This window comes from Bacillus sp. FSL K6-0268, from assembly GCF_038005425.1.
GTDB classification, from domain to species: Bacteria; Bacillota; Bacilli; order Bacillales; family Bacillaceae_G; genus Bacillus_A; species Bacillus_A thuringiensis_S.
This window is the reverse complement of the sequence record NZ_JBBOTF010000001.1, coordinates 1,789,758-1,815,172: the sequence shown is the minus strand read 5'-3', so window position 1 is coordinate 1,815,172 and position 25,415 is coordinate 1,789,758. Positions and strand designations below refer to the sequence as shown.

Here is a 25,415-nt window from a genome sequence, read left to right as displayed (position 1 = left end):
TAAAGTTCACTTCAAAATATCTTCCGTCTAGTTGGCCTGGCATGTTATTTGACGATTACTTTGCCTTCCATTCCTTTAAGAAGATGGTATCGACATATTAATTCATATGTACCAGTATTTTTAGGTTTCACGGTAATATTCTTTTCTTTTCCTGACTCGACTACGACGTCAATGCCGAGTTTTTTCACTGTAAAGGTGTGCTCGTTTTTACCTTTATTTTTCAATAGTAATGTTGTAGATCCTTCAAGCGGAATCGTGATGACATTTGGATTAAAGTAATCATCATTTAGTTCAACCTCAATCACGTTCGTTAAATCGGTGGGTTGTGTTACGACATTAACTGAGGCAAATACATGAAAGGATCCTAAAGACATCCACCATACAATCATTACAAGCAAACTGCTGAATCGAAATAACCACCTGTTCATAGACATCTGCAATTCTCCTTTGTTAAGTACTTTTCCTCAATTAACCTGCATCATTAGTTTAAGAGTTATACTATACAGTTCAATTGATTATAGAAGAAATTAACTTAGATTTTTTTAACATGCGTTGAAAAAACATGTATCTTTTCAAGATTGAATTATCTATAAAAACTTTATCCCGCTATTTGTCGGGCTGATTAAATTTTCACTTTATAGCATATATACTCTCTTGTTAAATTTCATATACCGTAATAAGAATAAAAAATTATTTTTTCAAAAAAATGTAGTAATTCCTTTTTGTAGTTTGCTATAATTAGTTCGAATGTGGGCAGTATCAGAGTGAACTGCACCATGATTCGAAGTAATATGAAAAATAATAACTTGGATTCTGCCTTGATCCAATAACGGACTGGGACAGAGGGATGAATAATGCCGACTAACACACAACCCTTCTGCCCTTTTATGGCCAGAGGGGTTTTTTATATGATTTCGGCCATCTCCTCTCTCCTGCATAAAGGAGGAGTAGTTTTTGAAAACAAAAACAGATTTTTTGAAGATGAAAGAGCAAGGTGAGCCGATTACAATGCTAACGGCGTATGATTATCCATCTGCTAAATTAGCAGAAGAAGCTGAAGTTGATATGATTTTAGTTGGAGATTCTCTTGGAATGGTTGTACTCGGATACGATTCAACAGTACCTGTAACAGTAGAGGATATGATTCATCATACGAAAGCTGTACGCCGCGGAGCGAAAGAGACGTTTATTGTAACTGATATGCCATTTATGTCGTATCACGTATCATTACAAGAAACGATGATGAATGCACGCCGCATCGTTCAAGAGAGCGGGGCGCACGCATTGAAGGTAGAAGGTGCTGGAGAAGTTATATCAACGATTCAATATTTGACGAACGCAGGAATTCCTGTTGTAGCGCATTTAGGTTTAACACCTCAATCTGTAGGAGTGTTGGGTGGATATAAAGTGCAAGGAAAAGATGCGGAGAGTGCAAAAAAATTAATAGAAGATGCAAAGAAATGTGAAGAAGCTGGTGCAATAGCGCTTGTGTTAGAATGTGTACCAATGCAGTTAGCAGAACTTATTTCAGAACAACTAACAATACCAACAATCGGGATTGGTGCAGGACAAAAAGTAGATGGGCAAGTGCTTGTTTATCATGATCTTATCTCATATGGCGTAAATCGTGTTCCAAAATTTGTGAAGCAATATACTTCTGTTCAAGAGGAGATTGTGCGCGGGATTTCACAATACGTTACTGAAGTAAAGACAAGGCAATTTCCTGAAGAAAAACATTCGTTCACAATGAAAGAAGAAGACCGCTTAGCGTTATACGGGGGAAAACAATAATGAAAATCGTAACTACAGTGCAAGAGATGCAGCAAATTACAAACGAACTGCATGCAAGTGGAAAAAGTATTGGTTTTGTTCCAACGATGGGTTATTTACATGAAGGGCATGCTACCTTATTACGTAAGGCAAGAGAAGAAAATGAAATTGTAGTTTTAAGTGTATTTGTAAACCCGCTGCAATTTGGCCCAAATGAAGATTTAGATCGATATCCTCGTGATATTGATAGAGATGAAAATGTAGCAAAAGAAAACGGTGTAGATTATTTATTTTATCCGAGTGTAGAAGAAATGTATCCATCAGAACAAACAACAACAGTAGAAGTTGTGAAACGCACGGACGTATTATGCGGTAAACAAAGACCTGGTCATTTTGCTGGTGTTGCAACTGTACTAATGAAACTATTTAATATTACGCTGCCAACGCGTGCTTATTTCGGTATGAAAGATGCTCAACAAGTTGCAGTAATTGAAGGATTTGTAACTGATTTCAATATTCCAGTTACAATCGTACCAGTTGATATTGTAAGGGAAGAAGATGGATTAGCGAAAAGTTCTCGTAACGTGTACCTATCACAAGATGAACGTGAAGAGGCTCTTCATTTATACCGCAGTCTATGTATAGCGAAAGAAAGAATTGAGGCAGGTGAACGTAATCCGGAAATCATTACAAATCTTGTGAAAGAGTATATTGAGACGCATACGAAAGGCACTGTAGATTATGCGGATTTATATGCATATCCGTCATTAACAATGGTAGAGAAAGTCGAAGGACGAATCATTTTAGCTATTGCAGTTAAATTTGAAAATGTAAGATTAATTGACAATATAACATTAACGGTTAAATAAGGGGGAGCATCTATGTTTCGCACAATGATGAGAGCAAAGTTACATCGTGCAACTGTAACGGAGGCAAATTTAAATTATGTAGGTAGTATTACAATTGATGAAGATTTAATGGATGCAGTAAATATTGTAGAAAATGAAAAAGTCCAAATTGTAAATAATAATAATGGTGCTCGCTTAGAGACATACGTTATTAAAGGGGAACGCGGTAGTGGTGTTGTTTGTTTAAACGGTGCTGCGGCAAGGCTTGTACAACCAGGGGACAAAGTAATTATTATTTGTTATGGGCTAGTTACGGAAGAAGAGGTTCATAAACAAGAACCAAAAATTGCAGTACTAGACGACAATAATCAAATTATTGAAATGTTAGGTGCTGAAAAAGCGGGTACGATATTATAAGTAGAAAAGCTATCTCCATTGCGGAGATAGCTTTTTTGTGCATCTTTTCATTAAGATGAGATAAAACGTGGTATAGTAACATTATATAAATTATTGTTGTTTGAACGGTAAGAAATTGAGGTGTTACATATATGAGTAAGCGTTATGTCGTTGTTGATTTAGAGACGACAGGGAACTCCTGGAAAGATGGGAAGGATAAAATTACCCAAATTGCAGCTGTTGTAGTAGAAGATGGAGAGATATTGGAGATTTTTTCGTCTTTTGTTAACCCAAAGAGAGAGATCCCACCATTTATTACAGAATTAACAGGGATTGATGAAAGTCTTGTAAAACAAGCCCCGTTATTTCAAGATGTAGCCCCGATGATTGTTGAGCTATTACAAGGTGCGGCTTTCGTTGCGCATAATGTTCACTTTGATTGGAATTTTTTAAATGAAGAATTAAGGCAGGCTGGATATACAGAAATACATTGTCCTAAAATCGACACGGTTGAATTGGCTCAAATTCTTTTACCGACAGCTGATAGTTATAAATTACGTGATTTAGCTAAGAAGCACGAACTAGAACATGATCAACCACATCGTGCGGATAGTGATGCTCTTGCAACAGCGGAATTATTTTTACAATTTTTAAATGAAATTGAAAAGTTACCACTTGTCACGTTGCAATCGCTTTATGAATTAAGCGACGTGTTTCAAAGTGATATAGCTGATGTGCTTTCTGAAAATATTTTAAAGAAAGTAATGCATGGTAAAGAAGATATAGCGGAGTATGAAATACATCGAAATATTGCGCTGAAAAAGCGGAACTATTCCTTAAACCTTGGAGAAACGTGTTCATCAAAGTTTGATGCTTTCTTGAATAAAACGATGGATAAATTGGAATCACATATGCCAAAGTTTGAAAGAAGAGAAAGTCAACAACTGATGATGAAAGAGATATATACGGCGTTAAGAGATTCTCGTTTTTCACTAATTGAAGCCGGTACAGGAACAGGAAAGACTCTTGCGTATTTGCTTCCTAGTCTTTATTTTGCAAAGAGAAAAGAAGAACCTGTCATTATAAGTACACAAACGGTACAACTCCAACAACAAATATTAGAAAAAGAAATTCCGTTATTACAAAAAATAATGCCATTTTCATTTGATGCAGCTCTTCTAAAAGGAAGAAAGCATTATCTTTGCTTACACAAATTTGAGTATGCTTTACAAGAGGAAGAAAAAAATTATGATATGGCACTTACGAAAGCGAAGATTTTAGTTTGGCTATTGCAAACTGAAACGGGTGATCGAGACGAATTAAATATTCCTGAGGGCGGAAAGTTACTTTGGAATCGTATTTGTAGTGATGCGTATAGTCCAGGCGGTATGCAAAGTAATTGGTTTAGTCGTTGTTTTTACCAGCGAGCGAAGAATAAAGCTTTATTTGCAGATATCGTTATTACAAATCATGCGTTATTATTTCAAGATTTTTCAAGTGAAGAACCGCTGTTTGCTTCATGCGAACATATTATTTTTGATGAAGCTCACCATATTGAAGAAGCTGCGAGTAGAACATTGGGTGAACAGTTCTCTTGTATGTATTTTCAATTGGTTATATCTCGTCTTGGGACGCTAGAAACAGAAGATGTACTCTCCAAAGTATATAAAATGATGAAAAAATCAGAGCAAGCATCTCGTTCAACTTTCCGTATGATAAGTTATAGTTTGAAGGAACTTAAGTTTGATGCGGATGAACTCTTCCAAATGTTACGTACTTTTATATTTAAACAAACAAAGCAAGAACAAGGAACAAATAATATGCCGCTCATCTATAGGTATAACGCAGAACTAGAAAAAGGTAAGTTGTGGGATAGTATCGTCGAATTAACAAATCGTTTTATATATGAATTAAGAAGGGTAGTAACTGCTCTTGAGAAGCAAGTGGATATATTGCAAAGTAAGTTAGAATGGGAGATGCATGTTGTAACAGGTGAATTTATGCATTTAATTGAGTTGCTGAGAAAGATGGCAGAATCATTACAGTTACTCGTATTAGAAAAGAATTCGTATGTAACTTGGATGGAGACTGAAACGAAAGGGACGATTCATTCAACAGTTCTATATGCACAGCCTGTTCATATTGGTGAAAGATTTGCTGATAAATTTTTAACAGAAAAAAAGAGTGTTATTTTTACATCCGCAACACTAACAGTTAACGATACGTTTGATTATATAAAAGAGGAACTTGGTTTACATGATTTCGCTCCAAATACTTTAAAGGTTCCGTCGCCATTTCGTTATGATGAACAAATGAAATTAATGGTTTCAACGGATGTACCTTTTATTAAGCAAGTAAGTAATGAGCGATATATTGAATCTGTATCGGAACATATTGCAAAGATAGCGAAAGCCACAAAAGGCAGAATGCTTGTTTTATTCACTTCGTATGAAATGTTAAAAGAAGCGTATGCGAATTTAAAAAATAATGATGAATTAGAGGGGTATTTATTACTCACACAAAGTGTGAATAATAGAAGTCGAAGCCGCTTAATTCGAAAGTTTCAAGAGTTCGACAAATCAATTTTATTAGGGACGAGTAGTTTCTGGGAAGGGATAGATATTCCAGGAGATGCCTTAAGTTGTCTTGTTATTGTCCGTCTACCATTTACGCCTCCTCATCAACCTATGATGGAAGCGAAAGGTGAGTGGCTAAAAAATCAAGGTGAGGATGTATTCGCTAAATTAGCGTTGCCACAAGCAATATTACGTTTCAAACAAGGATTCGGCCGCTTAATTCGAACGAATACAGATACAGGAACGGTAGTAGTGTTAGATCGTCGTTTGACGAGTTCTTCCTATGGAAAACGATTTCTACAATCGATCCCTAACGTACCTCTTTATGAAGGGCCATTAGAAGAATTATTAGTACAATTAGAAGAACCATTAAATGAATAAAAATGGAAGAAAAATACGCCTGAAGTACTTATAAACTTCAGGCGTAAAAAATGTGGGTAGGAGGAATTTTATTTTTCTTACTTCTTGTATACAAAATGTGTTGGTTTTCGACTTGAAACCTTTTTTTGCTGTACATGTCCTGCTATAATAGATGGGTGATGAAGCAGGGGTTGTAAAGAATGTACTCTTATTGTAACCGCATTGCGTTCTTCTATAATTAGAAATTTTTGTGTAACGGAGGAGTTTTTTCATGGAGAAGAAAATCGAAGTACTATCAACGACGCGTATTAAATATTCGTCTGATTTGTATAAAATTGTTGATAGTTTGAATCGTACGTTAAAAGAGCAGGACCTCATGTTCGGACTAGCATTAGACGAAAAAGATAAAGAAACAGCTGTATTTACGATTTACAGAACGTAGCGATACAATGAAAAAGTGGATTTTTGCAATCATTATTGTTATCGTTGCTAGCGGAATATATGGGGCGTATGTTTATAATAAAGCGATGGGAAAGAAAATTCCAAAAGAGTCGAAATTTGTAGAAATTGCTAAAGAAAAAGCAAAGCTTACAAAGGTGAAATCAGTTGATTATTACAACGGAAAATCTGCATATATAGTCGTGCAAGGTACAGATGAAAAGGGAGAACAACTTATCGTTTGGGTGCCTGAGAAAAAAGGGGATACTGTAGTAAGGAAAAAGAGCGAAGGTATTTCTGAAAAAGAGGCTATACAAAGAACAATAGAGCAAGTCGGCAATGAAAGTAAGGAATCAAAAAGTAAGCCGAAAGAGATTATGAAAGTGAAATTAGGCTTTGAAAATGATGTACCACTATGGGAAGTTACATATATTGATGATGACAATCGTTATAGTTATTACTATCTTGAATTTAAAGATGGAAAATTTTTAAGACGATATAGCATTGAAAAATAGATGTAGGGGGAACTACAAATGAAATTAGCAAAGCGAGTAGCTGCTTTAACACCGTCTTCAACTTTAGAAATTACAGCAAAGGCACAAGCATTAAAAGCAGAGGGTCATGATGTAATTGCATTAGGGGCAGGGGAACCTGACTTTAATACACCAGAGCATATTATGGATGCTGCACATAAAGCGATGTTAGAAGGGCATACGAAGTATACACCAACAGGTGGATTACAATCGTTAAAACAAGAAATTGTGAAGAAATTTACTCGCGATCAAGGTATTGCGTATGATCCATCTGAAATTATTGTATGTAATGGCGCAAAGCATGCATTATATACATTATTCCAAGTATTACTTGATGAGGGAGATGAAGTTATCATCCCAACTCCTTACTGGGTAAGCTATCCAGAGCAAGTAAAGCTTGCTGGCGGTAAGCCGGTTTATGTAGAAGGTTTAGAAGACAATGAGTACAAAATTACAGCAAAGCAGCTGCGTGAGGCAATTACAGAGAAAACGAAAGCAGTTATTATTAATTCACCGAGCAATCCAACAGGAATGATTTATAGCAAAGAAGAATTACAACAGCTTGGAGAAGTATGTTTAGAACATGATATTTTAATCGTTTCTGATGAAATTTATGAAAAATTAATTTATGGTGGCGTAGAATATATTTCAATTGCCCAGCTTTCTAATGAATTAAAAGAACAAACACTTATTATTAATGGTGTATCTAAATCTCATTCTATGACAGGATGGCGTATTGGATATGCTGCAGGAAATAAGCAGCTTATTAAAGCGATGACGAACTTAGCGAGTCATAGTACGTCAAACCCTACTTCAATCGCTCAATACGGCGCAATTGCGGCATATGCAGGCTCACAAGAACCTGTGGAAACAATGCGTCAAGCCTTTGAAGAGAGATTAAACATCATTTATGATAAATTAATTCAAATCCCTGGCTTTACTTGTATTAAACCGCAAGGTGCATTTTACTTATTCCCTAACGTAAAAGAAGCTGTAGCTTTATCAGGATATGCAACAGTTGATGATTGGGCAAAAGCTCTATTAGAAGAGGAAAAAGTGGCTCTTGTACCAGGTACAGGATTTGGTGCTCCAAATAATGTTCGTTTATCATATGCGACATCTCTTGAACAAGTAGAGAAAGCATTGGAACGCATCCATACATTTATGAAAAGTAAAGTGCAAGCTTAATTGTATATTTCATTTATGTAATATACAAAACCTCCCTATTAATGGGGAGGTTTTTTTGACGAATTGTGGCAAAAAGAAATAGCTAAAGGTGTGTTATACTAGAGAGCGAGGTGTTTGGTGATGAAAAAGAAAATGATGTTACAGTGGTTTGAGCAGGGAAGCATTGCAATTCCAAAATTGCTTATGATGCATTATAAAAAATTAGGTTTAAATGAGACGGAATTTATGGTTGTACTTCATATACATACATTTTTAGAATCAGGTAATTCGTTTCCGACTCCTTCAGAGATTTCTGAACGGATGACGATAACAGAAATGAAATGTATGGAAATAATTCAAGCGTTGATTCAAAAAGGTTTTTTATCACTAGAAGGTGGACAAAGATCAGAAGCGATGATGTGCGAAAGTTATTCTTTACAACCGTTATGGGAAAAAATATTACATTTCTTAATGGATGAATCAATAGAGGAAGAGCAAAAAGAAAAAAAACAGCTGCAAGTAAATTTATATACAGTATTCGAAAAAGAATTTGGAAGACCACTTTCGCCGTTCGAATGTGAAACGTTAGGAATGTGGGAGGACCAAGATCAACATCATCCAAATTTAATTCAAGCGGCTCTTAGAGAAGCTGTAATGAGTGGAAAACTAAATTTCCGATATATTGATCGTATTTTATTTGAGTGGAAAAAGAATGGAATTAAAACGGTAGATCAGGCTCAAAATCAAGGTCAAAAATTTAGAGCGAATCAACAAAGAGCACAACAAATGACAAAACAAGAGACGAAATTTACTGGAAAAGTGCCTTTTTATAATTGGTTGGAGCAGTAATATAGGAGGGGAAATATGCTTAACAAAACGCAAATCCGTTATTGTTTAGACACAATGGCGGATATGTATCCAGAAGCACATTGTGAATTGGTTCATGACAATCCATTTGAACTTGTAATCGCGGTGGCGTTATCTGCACAATGTACAGATGTACTTGTAAATAAAGTGACAAGAAATTTATTTCAAAAATATAAAACACCAGAAGATTATTTAAGTGTTTCTCTAGAAGAATTACAACAAGATATACGCTCTATCGGATTGTATAGAAATAAAGCAAAAAACATTCAAAAATTATGCCGAATGTTATTAGATGACTATAATGGGGAGGTACCGAGCGATCGAGATGAACTTACGAAATTACCAGGTGTAGGAAGGAAAACAGCGAATGTTGTAGTTTCCGTAGCGTTTGGGATTCCGGCAATTGCTGTTGATACACATGTGGAGCGAGTGAGTAAACGATTAGCGATTTGTAGATGGAAAGACTCTGTGTTAGAAGTAGAAAAAACGTTAATGAAGAAAGTACCGATGGATGAGTGGGGGGTTACGCATCATCGTATGATTTTCTTTGGACGTTATCACTGTAAAGCACAACGACCGCAATGTGAGGAGTGCAGGCTGTTAGAAGTATGTCGTGAAGGAAAGAAGCGAATGAAGGTGAAATAAAGGATGGAGCGAGTTATAGAAATACCGAAAGAATTTCATTGCTTACCATTTTTTAAAGAAAGCGTAAATTCAATTGAGTATCATACAGACGAGTCTTTTGAAGAAATAATACAAAATACTTACTTTATATTTGATATTGAAAGACAGTATGAGCCATGGAAGGAAATTGAAAACAGTATTCCAGCAGTGTTGAATGTATGGAAAAATAAGCATGAAGACATTGCTATACTGTTTCGAAATAGAGATAAGCAAGAGGCTGAGGGGCCAATGATTCTTTTTGCAGCTCACTTGTTATCGGTTGTCTATTGGTTAAATGAGCAACCTGTTCATAGTTTGAATGAAATGCAAATAAATACGAATAAATTAAAAGTGCAACCTGTTAATTTTATGGAAAGGTATTCATTCATTATAAAGAAACCGAGTAATTATCATTCTTATATTCAATTAGCGCAGTTATATATCGAAATAGAAAAGCTGTTTGTAAAGAAAATGATAACAAAAAAGAAGTCTGCTTCTCGTTAAGAGAAACGGACTTCTTTTTTTGTTTATTAGGACTCTGTTGTAACAACAGCACCGTCTGCCTGAGGTGTATCTCCTCCGGTATTTTGGTGTTGCTGTTCTTGTTGTTTCTTAGCTTCGTCTTCAGCTTTTTTCTTGGCCTCTTCTTCAGCTTTCTTCTTAGCTTCGTCTTCAGCTTTTTTCTTAGCTTCGTCTTCAGCTTTTCTTCTAGCTTCCTCATCAGCTTTCTTTTGAGCTTCTTCTTGCTGTTTACGTTGTTGTTCTTGTTCTTGTTGTTGCTGCTGTTCTTGTTGTTTCTTAGCCTCTTCATCAGCTTTTTTCTTAGCTTCGTCTTGTTTTACTTTATCTTCATTAGCTTTTTTCTGGGCTTCCTCATCAGCTTTTTTCTTAGCTTCTTCATCGGCCTTTTTCTTAGCCTCTTCATCAGCTTTTTTCGCATCTGGAGTTCCGCCAGGCGCAGTGAAGGATGCACCAATTGCTGGGCTTGTTCCAGTACCTTTTTTCGCTACTACAGAGAAGCTGTAAGTAACACCTGGTTTAATACCACCAAGAGTAGCTGTCGTACCACTTATTGATAGGCTACCACTTGAACCGTCAGTTGCTTTATAGCTGGCTGCATATGCGTCAACTTCTGCTGGTCCAGACCAGTTTAGTGTAACTGTGCTAGCGCCATCAAAAGTGACATTCAGACCACTAGGGGCATCTACTTTAATTTGTTTAATTGCATCTTTTTTAGCACCTTTAACGTATAACTCTCCGTTTATTTCTTGTACAGAAGAAGGACGTTCAAAGCGTGATTTATCTGTAGCGAATTTGCTCATCATTATTTGGAACATTTGCTGTGCAATTCTAGTGGAGCGATCACTAACATAATTTTTTGGACCATCTTTTTCGTAACCAGTCCAAACAGCCATTGTGTATTGTGGTGTATATCCAGCAAACCAGCTATCTCTGTTTGCATCAGCTGGGATATCATATTTTTGAAGAACTGATGCATCAAAGTTTTGTGTTCCTGTTTTACCTGCTACGTCAACACCTGAAACGTATGCTGTTGGACCTGTACCACCAGAACCAGGTTTTACTACGTCACGAAGAACGTCAGTAACCATGTAAGCTGTATAGTCTTGCATTGCGCGTTGTTCCTTAGGTTTAAAGCTTTTCTTTTTCCCGTCCGGGAAGGTTACTTCTTTTACGAAGTGTGGTTTATTATAGTTACCACTATTACCGAAGGTTGCATATGCACCTGCTACTTCCAATGGAGACCCCTCGTTACTACCGATTGCTGTTGATTCGTAGACTTTTCCTTCTTTAAAGGTCATGCCTAAACCTTCAGCGAATTCTTTTGACTTATTAAGACCAACTGTTTGTGCTGTCTTTAAAGCTGGAATGTTTAATGACTTTTTCAAAGCTTCACGTAGTGAAACGTCACCTTTGTAGCTCTTTGTTGCATTTTGTATTTTTTTACCATTGGAATACGTATACTCTGAATCGTTTAATTGATGGTATGTAGACCATTGTAAATTTTCAATTGCCGGACCGTAGTCGAAAATTGGTTTCATTGTTGAACCAACTTGGCGTTTTAAATCAGTTGCCATATTATGACCTTTGAAAGTAGACTTACTTTCTTTACGTCCAGCACCAATTGCTCGAACTTCTCCAGACTGTGTATCCATAAATACGAATGACCCTTGGAATTGATCGTCTGGATACTTAATAAGATTGCCATCCATAATTTTGTCAGCGTAATCTTGAGCATCTTGATCAAGTGTTGTATGAATCGTTAAACCATCTGAACCGATATTTACATCAGGATATTCTTTTTCAACTTCTTTTACAACCGCATCTAAAAATGCTTGATACTTCATCTCAGTTACTTCTGAAGACGGTTGAAGGCCCTCTGTTACTGGGATCTTAACGGCGTTATTCATTTCTTCTTTTGTTATATAACCATGTCGATTCATTAATGATAATACAACATTACGACGATTTGTTGCTCGTTCAACATTTTCCTTTTTTGTTGGATCATAAATGTTTGGACCTTGGGGTAAACCAGCGAGCATAGCAGCTTCATGTAATTGCAAGTCTTTTAAATCTTTACCATAATATTTTTGCGCTGCTGTCGCAATACCATATGAACGGTTACCTAAATTAATCTTATTTAAGTACATTTCTAAAATCTCATGTTTAGAGTATTGTTGCTCTAATTTATAAGATAAGTACCATTCTTGTACTTTTCTCTTAGCAGTTTTATCCATCGTTAGAAAATAGTTTTTAACGACTTGCTGTGTAATCGTACTACCACCTTGGGAACCGAAACCACCAGTGACATTTTCCATAACTGCTTTTGTAGTTCGTTTAAAATCAATTCCATTATGATCATAGAAACGCGAATCCTCAGTTGCAAGGAATGCATTTTCAACTACTTTTGGAATTTGATCATAAGTAACATGCGTTCGTTTTTCAGCACCGTATTCATAGAAGAAATTCCCGTTTTTATCAAGAAACTTTGTTGATAAAGGATTAACGAGTTTGGATTTGTCTAATTTTGGAGCGTCCTTTACCATAACAAAGAAAGCGGAAACGCCGGCTACGAGACCAACGATACCAAGAAGTAGACAACCTATAAGGAATTTCTTGAAAAAGGAGCCTTTTTTCTTTGGTTTTTCTTCTTTATGTGTTTTTTTCTCTTGATTTTTCACATGATTTCGTTCTGTACGAGAACGATAATTATCTGACATTATACTTTCTCCTACCTTTCATTCTCTCCCCAAAAGTCGAAAAAAGAGCCTTAGTGATGACTCTATCACGAAAAATAAACCGTGTCTAGTACACGGATATAGTCAATCCGAGGGTGATAACCGCATGATAATAAGGATCCATGCTCTTCTATTTCTTCTTTCGTAATCGACTTGCGTCCACCAGTATTTTGACGATTCCAAAATGCAATAATATGTTTTGCATCTAATAAATAAAATTCATCAAAAAGTGTAAATTTAATAATGACAAATGCAATTCCATTATGAGCAACCACTTGCTTCATATGTTCTATTTGATGAAGGTGGAAGTTTTGAAGTGGGAAACTAGTTTTATTTTTTGTTTCCTTTGCTTCAAAATCGATGTATTTCCCTTTGTATACACCGTTGTAATCTGTTGTAGAAGGTTGTTTAAAATACGCTTCTTTTACCACTGCAGCACTTCGAGCGGGGTAATCTACTTTTACAATTTGAAGAGGTGTAGGTTTTTTATGTACACATGCAATATTATGGGTTAAGTAATATTGATTTGTTTCATTCAATTCCTCTTCAAGGGACATACCTCTGTTGCTATAAGTATGTGTTTTTATAGGTGTTTTTTGAGGTTGTGAAGCTTGATTATACCTTTTTCCATTTGGGTAACGAATGGTCATAGTGTGTCCACTCCCAACTTACTAAGAATTACTTACAAAGGTGATTATATCAAAAAATGAAAAAAGATGTGACCTTTTTGATGAAAGGTATGATGACTTATTTATGTTGACATGGAATGATTATATGAAAATTAAACAAAATCGAGAAAAAAAGTTTTGTACAGAGGAAGAAAAAGCAATCATTCGCAATATTACAAAGAAAACAGAAATAGCTAATGTGGACAATATTTCTCGGACACAATCTTATCAAGAATATTATTTAAGAAATAGTGAAATCAGGTGGGCCTTTTTAGCGAGTATGGTTTCGAGAAATGCGGGATGGAATATGACCGATTTAGAAGGGAGATATTATGCTACTGTTTTACCTAAAACGGTAAAAAAACATTTATTTCTTCTGTACGAACAAGCTAATTGGATTATTTTCTTAGATGCCTTTCCTCAGCTATTATTGTATGAGGAAAGTAAGAAGAGACGTACACCTCTCTTTCATTTGTTGCAATATTTCAGCGTATCAATTTTTATGGAAAAAGAATGGTTACTTTTCTGGGAGAAAAGAGATATGAATAGGCTTATAACAGCCCTTATTATAAATGAACAAAATAAAATTCAAAAACCAGTCATTGAGAGCACATATTTTAAAAAACATGTATTCCATACTGCACTTTTTAAAGTACAAGAAAGATTTCATATTAGTGCAGTTATCTTCCCAACAATTGAAGGGAGGATGTATGGATTTTCGGTTTATCAATTTGAAACGTTACAACAGCGTATAGAACTGGGAAAAAAATTAGCATGGTTATTGTTTCATCCAATTTATAATGGTTCGTTTTATAAGTTTGCAGTGCAAACTACACATACTGGGTCTAGAGAAGATTATGAATTTTACTCAAAGGAAACTAGAAAATCGTGTACGCCAGCACTTAGAGATAGTTATCCTGTTGTTTTACATGAAGAAATAGAAATGAGAGATTGGTTTTGTGCAAATATGAAAATGAATGTGCTATTTGTACTTGAAGAACCTAAAGAGGAAGTTAATATAACAGAATGGTATAGGAGAAAGAGGGAACAAATCTATAGGATATCTATCGTAAATCGTTTCGTTAAAAGGATGGATGAGTTCATGATATAATGAAAAAGAAGTCCCGTCTTCCATTTTGAAGACGGGACTTCTTAATTTGAAATAATCCTGCTATGCTTGCTACGACTTTAATCTCAAAACGTAATGCTAGTGGGAGATTAAGGGTGACTTGAAATTTAACCGTACGTAATAAAGTCTCGCTTTATGTAGCAGGGAAGTTTGGACCATCTAGCTTTGGATTGCCAGTCTCGGGTTTATTTTGTTGTTTGTTTTGGTTTTTCTTTTTTTCATTTTTGTTCTTTGCCATTGTACTACACCTCCTTTTTGTATTGTTACCATTTCTATAAATGACATACGAAATGATTTCTTTGACGAATAACAACTAGTTTTGTCATGTGGGCAGGAGTGGTGAATCGTTCGGCGAAATTACATGACAAAGGAAAAGCAAAGAAGGAGGCGTTTTGTATATGGCGATGGTTCAGAAGGAAGATGTAATGAAAAAAATGGATCAAATGTTAAGTTCTCTCGATTTGCTGGAAATGAATATAGGGATTAGAATGAATCATGCATTAAAGGATGCGAGTGAAAAAATATGTAATAAGATAGAAATAACAGAAATGCATATTGAACATATGGAAAATAAATTAGTGCATCACGAAGAAAAAGGGAATTGGGTAAAGACATTTCAAAACGTCGTAGTGAGTGCATAATAAGGTGGGAAAGAGATGAAGAATGAAGCATTAATACAGTCTTCAGAAAAACTCATGCAGTATAATAATGAAGCGAATATAAAAAAAAGAGAACTAATCGAATACGACTTTTATAAGGATATGAAACCATTTGTAGACATGGTAGATGAGGAATTAAAGAAGTGGAAAGAATTAGCTTATACGTGGATTAAAGAAGAAAAGCCAAAGTATATACATGTACAGCAAATTGATCAAGTATACGATAATTTACAAACGAATGTGTTACAATGCTTTGTAAATAAAGGTAAAGGTAAACGATTCTTTGAAACACACCAAGCCATTTCGTATACTTTGCAAAATATAGTTGAGCAATGTAAATAACAAGAGGGAGAACCCTCTTGTTATTTTTATGCTTCTGTCATTGTTGTAGGTTTTGTTGCGCCGTTTATTTCTAATTCTTTTATTAATGTTCGATAATCTGAAATGCATATTTTTCCTTCGAGATACCAATGTCTCGCAAAGTCTAATAATTCATTTGCATTCTCTGTGCAATACCCCTTTTTTTGAGAAAACGCTTGTTTTAAATCCCCTAATACCATGTTGATTCCTCCCCCATGAGAATCTTCTTCTTAATTATCATAGCATGGAAGGGTTTTCTTTTTTAATTTTTTAAAAATTTAAACTTCCGACAAAAATAGACAGATACTCCATCACACATATTATTTTATAGGTACATATTATATATGTAGAAACTTATGTGAAGGAGGAGAGAATGCATGTTTCAACAATCTAACGTATATCAGCAAACAAATCCATATGCACAGCAAAATATGTACCAATATAATACGGATACATATTTACGGTATAATATGTATCCTTTCGAGCCTTATTATGGAAATCAAAATTATTATCAACCGTTTGAAGTGTCGTTTATGAATCAAGCTCAACAACCACAACAGCAGCAACCTTATGTGAATCAGGCTCAACAATCACAACAGCAGCAACCTTATGTGAATCAAGCTCAACAATCACAAGCTCAGCAACCATACATGAATCAACAACAGCAGCAGCCTTATATGAATTCGCAATATTATATGCCACCACCATCGCCCTATGCTAATCAACAAGCGATGTTTTATCCACCAAAACAGCCGTACCCGACGCAGAGTAAACAAAAGCAACAACAGCCAAGTCAGTTTTCTAGTTTTGTTTCTCAATTTAAAACATCCGATGGTAACTATGATGTAAATAAAATGATGAATACAGCTGGACAAATGATGAATGCGATGAATCAGGTGACAGGTATTGTAAAGCAAGTTGGAGGCTTTTTTGGTAAGTAATGTTGAAGAGTTGTCTATGAAAGTATGGTATATGAAATAAAGGACTAGACAAATTTCCTTGTAATAAATGGGTATATATAACAAACGGCTTTCTCTCTTTTCTCATACTGTAAAGTGTAATCAGATTTTTTTAACGAGAGAGGAGAGAAAAAACTATGCATCATTGTCATCCTTGTTTTGGAGGGCATAAGCCTGTAGGACCTATTTGTACAACTGCTCCTGTCGTTCATCCGACGAAACAATGCGTAACACACTCTTTTTCAACAACGGTGGTGCCACACATTTTCCCAACACATACAACACGTGTACATCATCAACAAATTAAAAACCAAAACTTCTTCCCACAAACAAATTCAAATGTAAATGTTGTGGACCCAATCGACCCAGGATTCGGCGGTGGATGTGGACCGTGTGGCCATGGTCATCATCACCACGGTCATCAAATATCTCCATTTGGGCCAGGACCGAATGTATCACCGTTTGGACCAGGACCAAATGTATCACCGTTTTTACCAAACAATGTATCACCAGTAGGTCCAAATATCGGACCAAACGTTGGTGGAATATTTAAAAAGTAAATGATATGTTAGAACTAGCGAAATGCTAGTTCTTTTTTTGTAATTGGAGTGTTGATATGAAAGTTATTGCAGTAACAGGATATAAGCCATTTGAACTTGGAATATTTAAAAATGATCATCCAGGGGTGGGGTGTATAAAAAAGGCATTACACCGTAAATTAACCACTTTTGTAGAAGATGGTTTAGAATGGGTTATAATAAGCGGCCAGTTAGGTGTAGAATTATGGGCTGCTGAAGTTGTTTTTGAAATTCAAGTAGAATATCCAGATTTAAAATTAGCGGTATTCACTCCGTTTTTAGAACAAGAAGAAAATTGGAAAGAAGATAATCGTGAATATTACGAATTTATTCTTTCTCAAGCAGACCATGTTGATAGTATCACGAAACGGAAGTATGAAAGCCCAGAGCAATTTAAATTAAAAAATCAATTTTTTATTGAAAAAAGTGATGCACTTTTAGCGGTATACGATGAAGAAAAACCAGGAAGTCCCAAATATATTGTAGAAACAGCAAAGAAAAAAGGGGAAATAGAAAATTATCACAGTTATTTCATTCTTTTTTCTGAGTTACAAGATATAATAGAAGAGGAACAGTGGAATAATGCAGAATAATATGTAATATAGTACTCGTATATATGATTGACAAAAAGCATTGTTTCTGAAAAAATTTAGTTAATGAAAGTTTTGGTAAAAATTTGAGGTGAAGAAAATGATTTCGGATAAAATTAAATTAACAGCGAAAGATATTTTAGAAAAAGAATTTAAAACAGGTATGAGAGGTTATCAGCAAGAAGAAGTAGATAAGTTTCTTGATATGATCATTAAAGACTATGAAGCTTTCCACAAAGAGTTTGAGCAATTAAAGCAACAAAATGCTCGTTTAAAGCGTGAATTAGAGGAACAAAAACTAGCAGTAACGCAAGTTCCACAACAACCTGTACAAACACCAGTTGCACAACCGGTTTATAACAACACGAATACGGATATTTTAAAACGCTTATCTAACTTAGAAAAAGCTGTATTTGGAAGTAAGTTATACGAATGATGTAAGGTGGAAAAAGGTTTAAGCATTTTACATAGAAAAAAACGTTGCAAAATCTTTTTGTTTCCACTATACTAATGGATGTCATAACGTTTGGGTAATCGCTGCAACGCCAACGTTGTAGAGGAAAGTCCATGCTCGCACGGCCTGAGATGGCTGTAGTGTTCGTGCCTAGCCAATTCATAAGCTAGGGTATTCTGGCTGTAAGGCTGGTTTAACGGCAGGGAAAAAACCTAAGTCCTTTCGGATATGGTTTGACTACCTTTAAAGTGCCACAGTGACGAAGTCCTTGAAGAAATGATAGGAGTGGAACGAGGTAAACCCCACGAGCGAGAAACCCAAATAATGGTAGGGGAATCTTTTCCAAGGAAATGAACGACGGGAAAGGACAGGTTTTATAACCTGTAGATAGATGATTGCCACCGGAGTACGAGGCGTGGGCCGTTTGTAGTACAAAGGAACAGAACATGGCTTACAGAACGTTATGAACCAACTATGAAATAACTCAGCTCTCCTTTGTTAGAGGAGGGCTTTTTATTTGTATGAAGTTATAAAGTATGAGTTAAAATGGTTAATGAGAAAATTTTTTCGTAAAATGTAATGATTAATAGGAACAATTGCTATTAATTATTGTTTGAATATACATAAGAGGTGAATGCAAATGGGAAAAGTTACTTTAATTGCAACAGCGGCAATGGGTATTGAAGCGTTAGTTGCCCGAGAAGTTCGCGATCTTGGTTATGAATGTCAAGTAGAAAACAGCAAAGTAACATTTGAAGCAGATGAAAAGGCGATTTGTCGCACGAATTTATGGTTACGTACTGCGGATCGTGTAAAAATTAAAGTTGGCGAATTTAAAGCAACAACATTTGATGAGCTATTTGAAAAAACGAAAGCATTAAACTGGGGAGATTATATTCCAGAGAATGGCGAGTTCCCTGTTATCGGTAAATCTTTAAAATCTGAATTATTCAGTGTTTCGGATTGCCAACGTATTGTTAAAAAGGCTGTCGTTGAAAAATTAAAAACAACATATAAACGTACAACTTGGTTTGAAGAAGATGGTCCGTTATTCCGTATCGAGATTGCAATGCTCAAGGATATTGCAACATTAACAATTGATGCGAGTGGTGTTGGACTTCATAAACGTGGATACCGTATGGATCAAGGGGAAGCTCCGTTAAAAGAAACATTAGCTGCGTCTTTAATTAAATTAACAAACTGGAAGCCAGATCGTCCATTTGTTGATCCATTCTGTGGATCAGGTACAATTCCGATTGAAGCGGCATTAATTGGGCAAAACATTGCGCCAGGATTTAACCGTGGTTTCGCATCAGGTGAGTGGGGCTGGGTAGGTAAACAAAACTGGCGTGAAGCGCGTCAAGAAGCTGAAGATTTAGCGAACTATGATCAACGATTACAAATCATAGGATCAGATATTGATCATCGTATGATTCGAGTTGCTCAAGATAACGCAGAAGAAGTAGGTTTAGGTGATTTAATTACATTTAAACAAATGCAGGTAAAAGATTTCACAACAAAAGAGGATTATGGCTACGTTGTAACGAATCCTCCATACGGAGAACGTTTAAGTGAAAAAGCACTCGTTGAACAACTGTATAAAGAAATGGGACAAGTATTCCGTCCGTTAGATACATGGTCAGCGTATGTATTAACAAGCTACGAAGCATTTGAGAAGTGTTACGGAAAAGATGCGTCGAAGAAGCGTAAACTGTTTAACGGATTTATCCGTACAGATTACTACCAATACTTCGGAAAACGTCCACCGCGTAATTCATAGTATAAAACTCCTCCAGCGCGCATATACTGGCTATTATGTAATGCGTAAAGGAGGAAGTGATATGGATAGTTTCCAATTATCAATGATTCAAAAAGCTATTCACCGTACGTATGATGAGCTCGGAAAAGAAGTGGATAGTCAAGGTGCGATTGTAGATGAAATACAAAAAGCACAAGAAGAATATTTGTCAGCTCTTTCACATGAAACAGCGATTGATAAACGGTATTTAAAGTCATTAATATAGAAGAAAATTTTCCTTTTTCGAAAGGAAAATTTTTTTTCGTGAATTTCTATGTATGGCAACAGGGGAAAGCAAATGCATACATATGCGTAGCAGTTGCTATTATCTTTTTATAGAAAAACTTTTTGGTTGGAGGCTAAGGATGTTTACTGAGAAGAGATTACCATTTGAAGTAGGAAAACAAGATAATTTTTATGATAAGTTGAATGAGTGGATTGGAGATGTATTTTACGACATCCTTCCGGAAAAAGGCTTTGAAGAGCGTGATGAACAAATTTTTATGGCGTTTCAGTTAGAACGCGCTTTCCAAGAAAAGAAAGTTATGTTCGCAGAAGCGGGTGTAGGAACAGGGAAAACAATTGTATATCTTCTATATGCAATTTGTTACGCGCGTTATACTGGGAAACCAGCTATTATTGCTTGTGCAGATGAAACGTTAATTGAGCAACTTGTGAAAGAAGAAGGGGACATTGCTAAGTTATCTGAAGCATTAGGGCTCTCTGTTGATGTAAGGCTTGCAAAATCAATGGATAATTATTTATGCTTACGTAAACTTGAAGATGTTATGAGTGGACGAGCTCCAGAAGTAATTGAAGACGTATATTATGAGTTACCACAGTTTGTATTTGATCATGGTACGATGCAAAACTTTACTCACTATGGTGACAGAAAAGAATTTCCACTTTTAAATGACGAAGAATGGTCAAAAGTAAATTGGGATTACTTCCAAGATTGCTTTACTTGTGATTCTCGTCATCGCTGTGGACAAACTCTTTCTCGTGAACATTATCGTAAAGCAGCAGATTTAATTATTTGTTCTCAAGATTTCTATATGGATCATATTTGGACGTACGATGCTCGTAAGCGTGAAGGGCAAATTCCATTATTACCAGAAAGTAGCTGCGTTGTATTCGATGAAGGACATCTTGTAGAATATGCAGCTCAAAAAGCTTTAACATACCGTTTAAAGCAAACGATGATGGAGCAACTTTTAACGAGATTGTTGCAAAACGATATTCGCGAGGAGTTTGCACATTTAGTAGAAGAAACAATTTGGCAAACAGAGCGATTCTTTGATGTGTTACAAGAGAATAAAAAGGAAATTGCCGGTTCTGATCGTTTAGAAATTACTGTGACAGAAAAAGTAACAGCTGAAGCGAAGCGACTTTATGCAAAAATTGGTGAAGTCGGTGATGCATTAGTATTTGAAAGTGAAATGCATACAGTAAACACGTATGACTTAAATATCGTTGATGAGCATTTAGATGTGTTAGAACATTCACTTCGTCTGTTTATGCACGAGAAAAATGTAATTACATGGGGTGAAGAAGGTGATGGTGCCTTCACGTTAGTTATTATGCCGCGTGCAGTTGAAGAGGTGTTACAAGAGAAAGTATTCTCGAAGAAAATCCCGTATATTTTCTCTTCTGCGACATTATCGAACAACGATTCATTCGCATTTACAGCAAATAGTCTAGGGGTAAAAGATTACTTATCATTCTCAGTTGCCTCACCGTTTGATTATGAGGAGCAAATGGCGGTAAACTTACTATCGCATACGAAAGAAAATGAATGGGAAAGAAAGTGTCAATATACACTTGAAAATATACAAAAAACAAATGGACGTACGCTTGTATTATTCCGTACAACACAAGAACTTGCAGCGTTTAAAGAATATGTAAGTAAAGAACAAATGTCAGTTCCGTTCCTATATGAAGGAGATCAGGAAATTAGTCAGCTCGTTTCTCGTTTCCAAAATGAAGAAGAGACTGTACTTTGTGCCGTTCATTTATGGGAAGGTTTAGATATTCCAGGTTCATCATTATCACATGTTATCATTTGGTCATTACCATTCCCTCCAAACGATCCTGTGTTTGAAGCGAAACGTAAGCACGTAAATGATCCATTCTGGGAGGTAGATGTACCGTATATGATTTTACGACTTCGTCAAGGGATTGGACGTTTAATTCGTACGAGCGACGATAAAGGTGCTATATCAATCTTCTTATCTGATTCAGAAGATGAGAAAGTAGTTGCAGCTGTGAAAAATGTACTGCCAGTAGAAGGTAAAGAATTATAAGGAAAAAGCTTGGCGCTTGCCAAGCTTTTTTCTATTATAAAAGGAATTTATGTTTCCGTGTCGAATTAAGTTTGAGGTAGAAAAAGGAGGCTTTTATACGATGACAGTTGCTACATATGAAGTAGAAAAACAATTTTTAACATACGTGAAGAAGATACAGAATTATGGAGAAGCATTAAGTTTAATGTTTTGGGATTTAAGAACAGGTGCACCAAAAAAAGGTGTGGATCAGCGTTCTGAAGTAATTGGTATGCTTTCGTCAGAAGTGTTTGCTATGTCGACTTCAGATGAGATGAGAAACTATTTAACAGAGCTTGAAGCTTTAATACGCGAAGATAAACTTTCTGAAACGACGAAGAAAATGGTTGAAGAGTGCCGGAAAGAATATGATAGAAATAAAAAAATTCCACAAGTTGAATATGAGGCTTATGTGAAATTAGAAGCGAAAGCGGAGAGTGTGTGGGAAGAAGCTCGCGAAAAATCTGATTTCGAAATGTTCCGCCCATACTTAGAAAAAATTGTGGAATTTAAAAAGAAATTTATTACATATTGGGGTTATGAAACATATAAATACAATACATTATTAGATATGTATGAGCCAGGTATTACAGTGGAAGTTTTAGATCACGTATTTGGTCAACTTCGTGAGCGCATCGTACCGCTTGTAAAAGAAATCTCTGAGTCTAAAAAAGGATTAAAAACAAGTGCTTTATCGGAACGATTTTCAAAAGAAAAACAAAAGAACTTTACATTAGAATTATTGAAGCAATTGAATTATGACTTTGAAGCAGGTCGTCTTGATGAAACAGTACATCCTTTCGAAATTACATTAAATAGAGGGGATGTTCGTATTACGACACGCTATGATGAAAAAGATTTTCGTATGGCTGTTTTTGGAACAATTCATGAATGTGGTCATGCAGTATATGAACAAAATATTGCAGAACAATTTGAAGGTACACCACTTTGCAGTGGTACATCTATGGGTATTCACGAATCACAATCATTATTCTTTGAGAACTTTATCGGCCGTAATAAATCATTCTGGAAGAAGAATTATGATTTATTAAAAGAGTATAGCAATGGTCAATTTGATGATATGTCAGTCGATGAGTTTTATGATGCAATTAACGAATCGAAACCGTCATTCATTCGTATAGAAGCAGATGAGCTTACATACCCGCTTCATGTTATGGTTCGTTATGAGCTTGAGAAAGAATTATTTGATGGTACATTACAAGTGAAGGACTTACCAGCAGCTTGGAATGATAAGATGGAAGCATATTTAGGCATTCGTCCGGAAAATAATGCACAAGGTGTATTGCAAGATGTTCACTGGGCTGGTGGTTCATTTGGATACTTCCCATCTTATGCGCTTGGTTACATGTATGCAGCACAGTTTAAGCAAAGAATGTTAAAAGACATTCCGAACTTTGACGCATTATTAGAAGAAGGAAACGTAACACCAATTCGTGAATGGTTAACAGAAAATATTCACCAATACGGTAAAACGAAAAAGCCACTTGAAATTTTAGAAGATGTGACAGGCGAAGGATTAAATGCAAACTACTTAGCAGATTATTTAGAAGCGAAGTATAAAGAAATTTATGAGTTATAAAAAAGAGCTGCTTATGAAGTGACCCCTAAAAGTTAGACACGGTTATTTGATTAGGCAGCTTGATAAAAGTGAGTCCGGTATTGTACCGGGCTCATTTTTAATTTTGCCTTAATCCGTTTCGTATTATAATAATCTATATATTTTTCTAATTCTATTTTAAAGTGCTCTACATTTTCAAATTCTTTTATGTAGAGGAACTCCGATTTCATAATCCCAAAGAAATTTTCTATTACTGCGTTGTCGTAACAGTTGCCTTTTCGAGACATACTCTGGACGATAGCTCTTGATTCTAGTGTACGGACGTATTGTCTCATTTGATAATGCCATCCTTGATCCGAATGCATCAGTAGCTGGTGCGTTTCAGGTAAACGTTCCAATGCTTTCTCTAACATGTCTGAAACAAGCGAATACGTCGGTCTAGAACCAATTGTATAGGTAATAATTTCACCATTATACAAATCTAATACAGGTGATACATACAGTTTTTCTCCAAACAATTTAAACTCTGTGATGTCTGTTACCCACTTTTGATTCGGTGCATCTGTATGAAAATTACGCTCTAAAATATTAGGTGCAATTCTACCGACTTTTCCTTTATAGGATTTATATTTCTTCATACGCACAACACACTTTAACCCAAGCTCTTTCATAATGCGCTGAACCTTCTTGTGGTTCACTTTCTGGCCACGATTCGTTAATTCATCACGAATGCGACGGTAACCATAACGACCTTCATTTTCCTCATAAATCGCTTTAATCTCAGCTTTCAAATCGGCATCTACATCTGGACGATTCATTTTCTTTACTAAATCATAATACGTGCTTCGAGGAATAGTAGCTAGCTCCACGAGTGCCTTCACCGAATATTTATGCCTTAATTCATAGATTACTTGCGCTTTGTCTTGTTTTGTGATTTTTCCTTGTTTTGAACTAAGGCATTTAACTTTTTTAAGTACTCATTTTCCATCTCAAGCTGTTTAATGCGTGCTTCAAGTGCTTCGACTGACCCTTCAGCTAAATGTTGTTTTAATTGTTTATTTGAATCTTTTTTCATGGATGGACGCCCCTTTTTCTTAGATTGAAGGGCATCAATTCCTTGTGTTTCGAGCTGTTTTTTCCAAACAGAAATCGTTGAAGGGGCAGGAATATTAAAGATAGCTGCCGTCTCAAATAAGGACATACCGTTTTCAATCATAAAGTTTAGTACGTCTAGTTTAAATTGTTGTGTGTAATTTGTACATCGTTTTAGAAAAGCTTCCAGACCATTCTGTTTATATTGGTTTACCCAATTCAAAATGATTGTGTCACTTATACCGAGCGATCTACCCATTTCTCGATAACTTTCATTTCCGTTCAAATAACGTAGAACGATTTGTATTTTTTCATCAGCTGTAAATTTAGCCATAGAAAAACTGCACCTCCAA

The 25,415-nt window shown here is 35.7% G+C and carries 27 protein-coding genes and 1 other RNA gene; 22 read left to right on the top strand and 6 right to left on the bottom strand.

What is annotated here, in order from left to right; translation table 11 throughout:
• Positions 1–44: 44 nt before the first annotated feature.
• The gene (locus MHI28_RS09165; protein WP_000062380.1) at positions 45–434 is read right to left on the bottom strand and encodes a cupredoxin domain-containing protein; all 390 of its coding nucleotides are present in this window, start codon (positions 432–434) and stop codon (positions 45–47) included.
• 520 nt (positions 435–954) lie between these two features.
• Between MHI28_RS09165 and panB the strand changes: the two genes are divergently transcribed.
• The 10 genes from panB to MHI28_RS09115 all read left to right on the top strand — a co-directional run bounded on the left by panB (position 955) and on the right by MHI28_RS09115 (position 10,122).
• On the top strand, positions 955–1,791 hold the full coding sequence (panB, locus tag MHI28_RS09160; RefSeq protein ID WP_000851105.1) for a 3-methyl-2-oxobutanoate hydroxymethyltransferase: 837 nt from the start codon (positions 955–957) through the stop codon (positions 1,789–1,791).
• The gene (panC, locus tag MHI28_RS09155; protein ID WP_000707008.1) at positions 1,791–2,639 is read left to right on the top strand and encodes a pantoate--beta-alanine ligase; all 849 of its coding nucleotides are present in this window, start codon (positions 1,791–1,793) and stop codon (positions 2,637–2,639) included. The genes panB and panC overlap by 1 nt, the downstream gene beginning before the upstream one ends.
• 12 nt (positions 2,640–2,651) lie before the next feature.
• Complete coding sequence (gene panD, locus MHI28_RS09150) at positions 2,652–3,035, top strand: aspartate 1-decarboxylase (protein ID WP_000490186.1); 384 nt, start codon at positions 2,652–2,654, stop codon at positions 3,033–3,035.
• A 131-nt stretch (positions 3,036–3,166) separates the two neighbouring features.
• A complete protein-coding gene (dinG, locus tag MHI28_RS09145; protein ID WP_000044952.1) occupies positions 3,167–5,971 on the top strand; it encodes an ATP-dependent DNA helicase DinG in 2,805 nt (934 codons plus the stop codon).
• A gap of 250 nt (positions 5,972–6,221) precedes the next feature.
• Positions 6,222–6,392, top strand: coding sequence for a YpmA family protein (locus MHI28_RS09140; RefSeq protein ID WP_000412179.1), 171 nt, complete (start codon positions 6,222–6,224; stop codon positions 6,390–6,392).
• Positions 6,393–6,399: 7 nt separating this feature from the next.
• On the top strand, positions 6,400–6,903 hold the full coding sequence (locus tag MHI28_RS09135) for a cell wall elongation regulator TseB-like domain-containing protein (RefSeq protein WP_000758739.1): 504 nt from the start codon (positions 6,400–6,402) through the stop codon (positions 6,901–6,903).
• Between the two features lie 18 nt (positions 6,904–6,921).
• Entirely contained in the window at positions 6,922–8,109 is a 1,188-nt protein-coding gene (gene aspB, locus MHI28_RS09130) for an aspartate transaminase AspB (protein WP_000761559.1), read from the top strand.
• A 120-nt stretch (positions 8,110–8,229) separates the two neighbouring features.
• Positions 8,230–8,937, top strand: coding sequence for a DNA replication protein DnaD (dnaD, locus tag MHI28_RS09125; protein WP_000728537.1), 708 nt, complete (start codon positions 8,230–8,232; stop codon positions 8,935–8,937).
• A 15-nt stretch (positions 8,938–8,952) separates the two neighbouring features.
• Positions 8,953–9,600, top strand: a complete 648-nt coding sequence (nth, locus tag MHI28_RS09120) for an endonuclease III (protein ID WP_000933035.1) — start codon at positions 8,953–8,955, stop codon at positions 9,598–9,600.
• 3 nt (positions 9,601–9,603) lie between these two features.
• On the top strand, positions 9,604–10,122 hold the full coding sequence (locus MHI28_RS09115; RefSeq protein ID WP_000442661.1) for a YpoC family protein: 519 nt from the start codon (positions 9,604–9,606) through the stop codon (positions 10,120–10,122).
• Between the two features lie 26 nt (positions 10,123–10,148).
• On the opposite strand, the gene MHI28_RS09110 is transcribed toward MHI28_RS09115, so the two are convergent.
• Together MHI28_RS09110 and recU are read right to left on the bottom strand one after the other, a co-directional pair.
• Positions 10,149–12,857, bottom strand: a complete 2,709-nt coding sequence (locus MHI28_RS09110) for a PBP1A family penicillin-binding protein (RefSeq protein WP_340827777.1) — start codon at positions 12,855–12,857, stop codon at positions 10,149–10,151.
• A 65-nt stretch (positions 12,858–12,922) separates the two neighbouring features.
• Positions 12,923–13,525 (bottom strand): Holliday junction resolvase RecU, encoded by a 603-nt coding sequence (gene recU, locus MHI28_RS09105; RefSeq protein ID WP_000155599.1) that lies wholly within the window; start codon positions 13,523–13,525, stop codon positions 12,923–12,925.
• A 103-nt stretch (positions 13,526–13,628) separates the two neighbouring features.
• Here recU and MHI28_RS09100 point away from each other — a divergent pair, with 103 nt between their 5' ends.
• Positions 13,629–14,654, top strand: coding sequence for a DUF2515 domain-containing protein (locus MHI28_RS09100; RefSeq protein WP_003277507.1), 1,026 nt, complete (start codon positions 13,629–13,631; stop codon positions 14,652–14,654).
• Between the two features lie 151 nt (positions 14,655–14,805).
• Here MHI28_RS09100 and MHI28_RS09095 read toward each other — a convergent pair whose 3' ends face one another.
• Positions 14,806–14,985 (bottom strand): hypothetical protein, encoded by a 180-nt coding sequence (locus MHI28_RS09095; RefSeq protein WP_003277508.1) that lies wholly within the window; start codon positions 14,983–14,985, stop codon positions 14,806–14,808.
• Positions 14,986–15,070: 85 nt separating this feature from the next.
• Here MHI28_RS09095 and MHI28_RS09090 point away from each other — a divergent pair, with 85 nt between their 5' ends.
• Both MHI28_RS09090 and MHI28_RS09085 read left to right on the top strand, forming a co-directional pair.
• Entirely contained in the window at positions 15,071–15,313 is a 243-nt protein-coding gene (locus MHI28_RS09090) for a hypothetical protein (RefSeq protein ID WP_001252036.1), read from the top strand.
• A gap of 15 nt (positions 15,314–15,328) precedes the next feature.
• Positions 15,329–15,673 carry a YppE family protein gene (locus tag MHI28_RS09085; protein ID WP_000786936.1) on the top strand — a complete coding sequence of 115 codons (345 nt, stop codon included), beginning with the start codon at positions 15,329–15,331 and terminating at the stop codon, positions 15,671–15,673.
• A 26-nt stretch (positions 15,674–15,699) separates the two neighbouring features.
• Here MHI28_RS09085 and MHI28_RS09080 read toward each other — a convergent pair whose 3' ends face one another.
• The gene (locus tag MHI28_RS09080; protein ID WP_000242652.1) at positions 15,700–15,891 is read right to left on the bottom strand and encodes a YppF family protein; all 192 of its coding nucleotides are present in this window, start codon (positions 15,889–15,891) and stop codon (positions 15,700–15,702) included.
• 177 nt (positions 15,892–16,068) lie between these two features.
• Between MHI28_RS09080 and MHI28_RS09075 the strand changes: the two genes are divergently transcribed.
• The 9 genes from MHI28_RS09075 to ypwA all read left to right on the top strand — a co-directional run bounded on the left by MHI28_RS09075 (position 16,069) and on the right by ypwA (position 23,991).
• Entirely contained in the window at positions 16,069–16,632 is a 564-nt protein-coding gene (locus tag MHI28_RS09075; RefSeq protein WP_000487716.1) for a YppG family protein, read from the top strand.
• A 155-nt stretch (positions 16,633–16,787) separates the two neighbouring features.
• On the top strand, positions 16,788–17,210 hold the full coding sequence (locus tag MHI28_RS09070) for a CotD family spore coat protein (RefSeq protein WP_340827774.1): 423 nt from the start codon (positions 16,788–16,790) through the stop codon (positions 17,208–17,210).
• Positions 17,211–17,266: 56 nt separating this feature from the next.
• A complete protein-coding gene (locus MHI28_RS09065) occupies positions 17,267–17,821 on the top strand; it encodes a DUF1273 domain-containing protein (protein WP_000862927.1) in 555 nt (184 codons plus the stop codon).
• A 97-nt stretch (positions 17,822–17,918) separates the two neighbouring features.
• Entirely contained in the window at positions 17,919–18,254 is a 336-nt protein-coding gene (gpsB, locus tag MHI28_RS09060; RefSeq protein WP_000622431.1) for a cell division regulator GpsB, read from the top strand.
• 86 nt (positions 18,255–18,340) lie between these two features.
• An RNA gene (rnpB, locus tag MHI28_RS09055) (RNase P RNA component class B) lies at positions 18,341–18,731 on the top strand.
• Positions 18,732–18,912: 181 nt separating this feature from the next.
• Complete coding sequence (locus tag MHI28_RS09050; RefSeq protein WP_000521233.1) at positions 18,913–20,052, top strand: THUMP domain-containing class I SAM-dependent RNA methyltransferase; 1,140 nt, start codon at positions 18,913–18,915, stop codon at positions 20,050–20,052.
• A 61-nt stretch (positions 20,053–20,113) separates the two neighbouring features.
• Positions 20,114–20,296: a DUF3921 domain-containing protein gene (locus MHI28_RS09045; protein ID WP_000376895.1), complete on the top strand. Its 183-nt coding sequence runs from the start codon at positions 20,114–20,116 to the stop codon at positions 20,294–20,296.
• 139 nt (positions 20,297–20,435) lie between these two features.
• A complete protein-coding gene (locus MHI28_RS09040) occupies positions 20,436–22,373 on the top strand; it encodes an ATP-dependent DNA helicase (RefSeq protein ID WP_000493703.1) in 1,938 nt (645 codons plus the stop codon).
• Between the two features lie 100 nt (positions 22,374–22,473).
• Entirely contained in the window at positions 22,474–23,991 is a 1,518-nt protein-coding gene (gene ypwA / locus MHI28_RS09035; protein WP_000215105.1) for a carboxypeptidase, read from the top strand.
• A 50-nt stretch (positions 23,992–24,041) separates the two neighbouring features.
• On the opposite strand, the gene MHI28_RS09030 is transcribed toward ypwA, so the two are convergent.
• A protein-coding gene (locus MHI28_RS09030) for an IS3 family transposase (protein ID WP_208730123.1) occupies positions 24,042–25,396 on the bottom strand; the annotation gives its coding sequence in 2 pieces (ribosomal slippage) (positions 24,042–24,943 and positions 24,943–25,396; 1,356 coding nt in all).
• Positions 25,397–25,415 lie beyond the last annotated feature (19 nt).

Bases quoted from the DNA above. Each gene is read 5' to 3' on its own strand.
- aspB (WP_000761559.1), top strand. From the start codon at position 6,922: ATGAAATTAGCAAAGCGAGTAGCTGCTTTAACACCGTCTTCAACTTTA.
- dnaD (WP_000728537.1), top strand. From the start codon at position 8,230: ATGAAAAAGAAAATGATGTTACAGTGGTTTGAGCAGGGAAGCATTGCA.
- nth (WP_000933035.1), top strand. From the start codon at position 8,953: ATGCTTAACAAAACGCAAATCCGTTATTGTTTAGACACAATGGCGGAT.
- MHI28_RS09115 (WP_000442661.1), top strand. From the start codon at position 9,604: ATGGAGCGAGTTATAGAAATACCGAAAGAATTTCATTGCTTACCATTT.
- MHI28_RS09090 (WP_001252036.1), top strand. From the start codon at position 15,071: ATGGCGATGGTTCAGAAGGAAGATGTAATGAAAAAAATGGATCAAATG.
- MHI28_RS09045 (WP_000376895.1), top strand. From the start codon at position 20,114: ATGGATAGTTTCCAATTATCAATGATTCAAAAAGCTATTCACCGTACG.
- MHI28_RS09070 (WP_340827774.1), top strand. From the start codon at position 16,788: ATGCATCATTGTCATCCTTGTTTTGGAGGGCATAAGCCTGTAGGACCT.
- panC (WP_000707008.1), top strand. From the start codon at position 1,791: ATGAAAATCGTAACTACAGTGCAAGAGATGCAGCAAATTACAAACGAA.
- panD (WP_000490186.1), top strand. From the start codon at position 2,652: ATGTTTCGCACAATGATGAGAGCAAAGTTACATCGTGCAACTGTAACG.
- MHI28_RS09050 (WP_000521233.1), top strand. From the start codon at position 18,913: ATGGGAAAAGTTACTTTAATTGCAACAGCGGCAATGGGTATTGAAGCG.
- recU (WP_000155599.1), bottom strand. From the start codon at position 13,525: ATGACCATTCGTTACCCAAATGGAAAAAGGTATAATCAAGCTTCACAA.
- MHI28_RS09075 (WP_000487716.1), top strand. From the start codon at position 16,069: ATGTTTCAACAATCTAACGTATATCAGCAAACAAATCCATATGCACAG.
- MHI28_RS09040 (WP_000493703.1), top strand. From the start codon at position 20,436: ATGTTTACTGAGAAGAGATTACCATTTGAAGTAGGAAAACAAGATAAT.
- dinG (WP_000044952.1), top strand. From the start codon at position 3,167: ATGAGTAAGCGTTATGTCGTTGTTGATTTAGAGACGACAGGGAACTCC.
- MHI28_RS09080 (WP_000242652.1), bottom strand. From the start codon at position 15,891: ATGGTATTAGGGGATTTAAAACAAGCGTTTTCTCAAAAAAAGGGGTAT.
- MHI28_RS09165 (WP_000062380.1), bottom strand. From the start codon at position 434: ATGTCTATGAACAGGTGGTTATTTCGATTCAGCAGTTTGCTTGTAATG.
- gpsB (WP_000622431.1), top strand. From the start codon at position 17,919: ATGATTTCGGATAAAATTAAATTAACAGCGAAAGATATTTTAGAAAAA.
- ypwA (WP_000215105.1), top strand. From the start codon at position 22,474: ATGACAGTTGCTACATATGAAGTAGAAAAACAATTTTTAACATACGTG.
- MHI28_RS09140 (WP_000412179.1), top strand. From the start codon at position 6,222: ATGGAGAAGAAAATCGAAGTACTATCAACGACGCGTATTAAATATTCG.
- MHI28_RS09085 (WP_000786936.1), top strand. From the start codon at position 15,329: ATGAAGAATGAAGCATTAATACAGTCTTCAGAAAAACTCATGCAGTAT.
- MHI28_RS09065 (WP_000862927.1), top strand. From the start codon at position 17,267: ATGAAAGTTATTGCAGTAACAGGATATAAGCCATTTGAACTTGGAATA.
- MHI28_RS09110 (WP_340827777.1), bottom strand. From the start codon at position 12,857: ATGTCAGATAATTATCGTTCTCGTACAGAACGAAATCATGTGAAAAAT.
- MHI28_RS09100 (WP_003277507.1), top strand. From the start codon at position 13,629: ATGTTGACATGGAATGATTATATGAAAATTAAACAAAATCGAGAAAAA.
- MHI28_RS09135 (WP_000758739.1), top strand. From the start codon at position 6,400: ATGAAAAAGTGGATTTTTGCAATCATTATTGTTATCGTTGCTAGCGGA.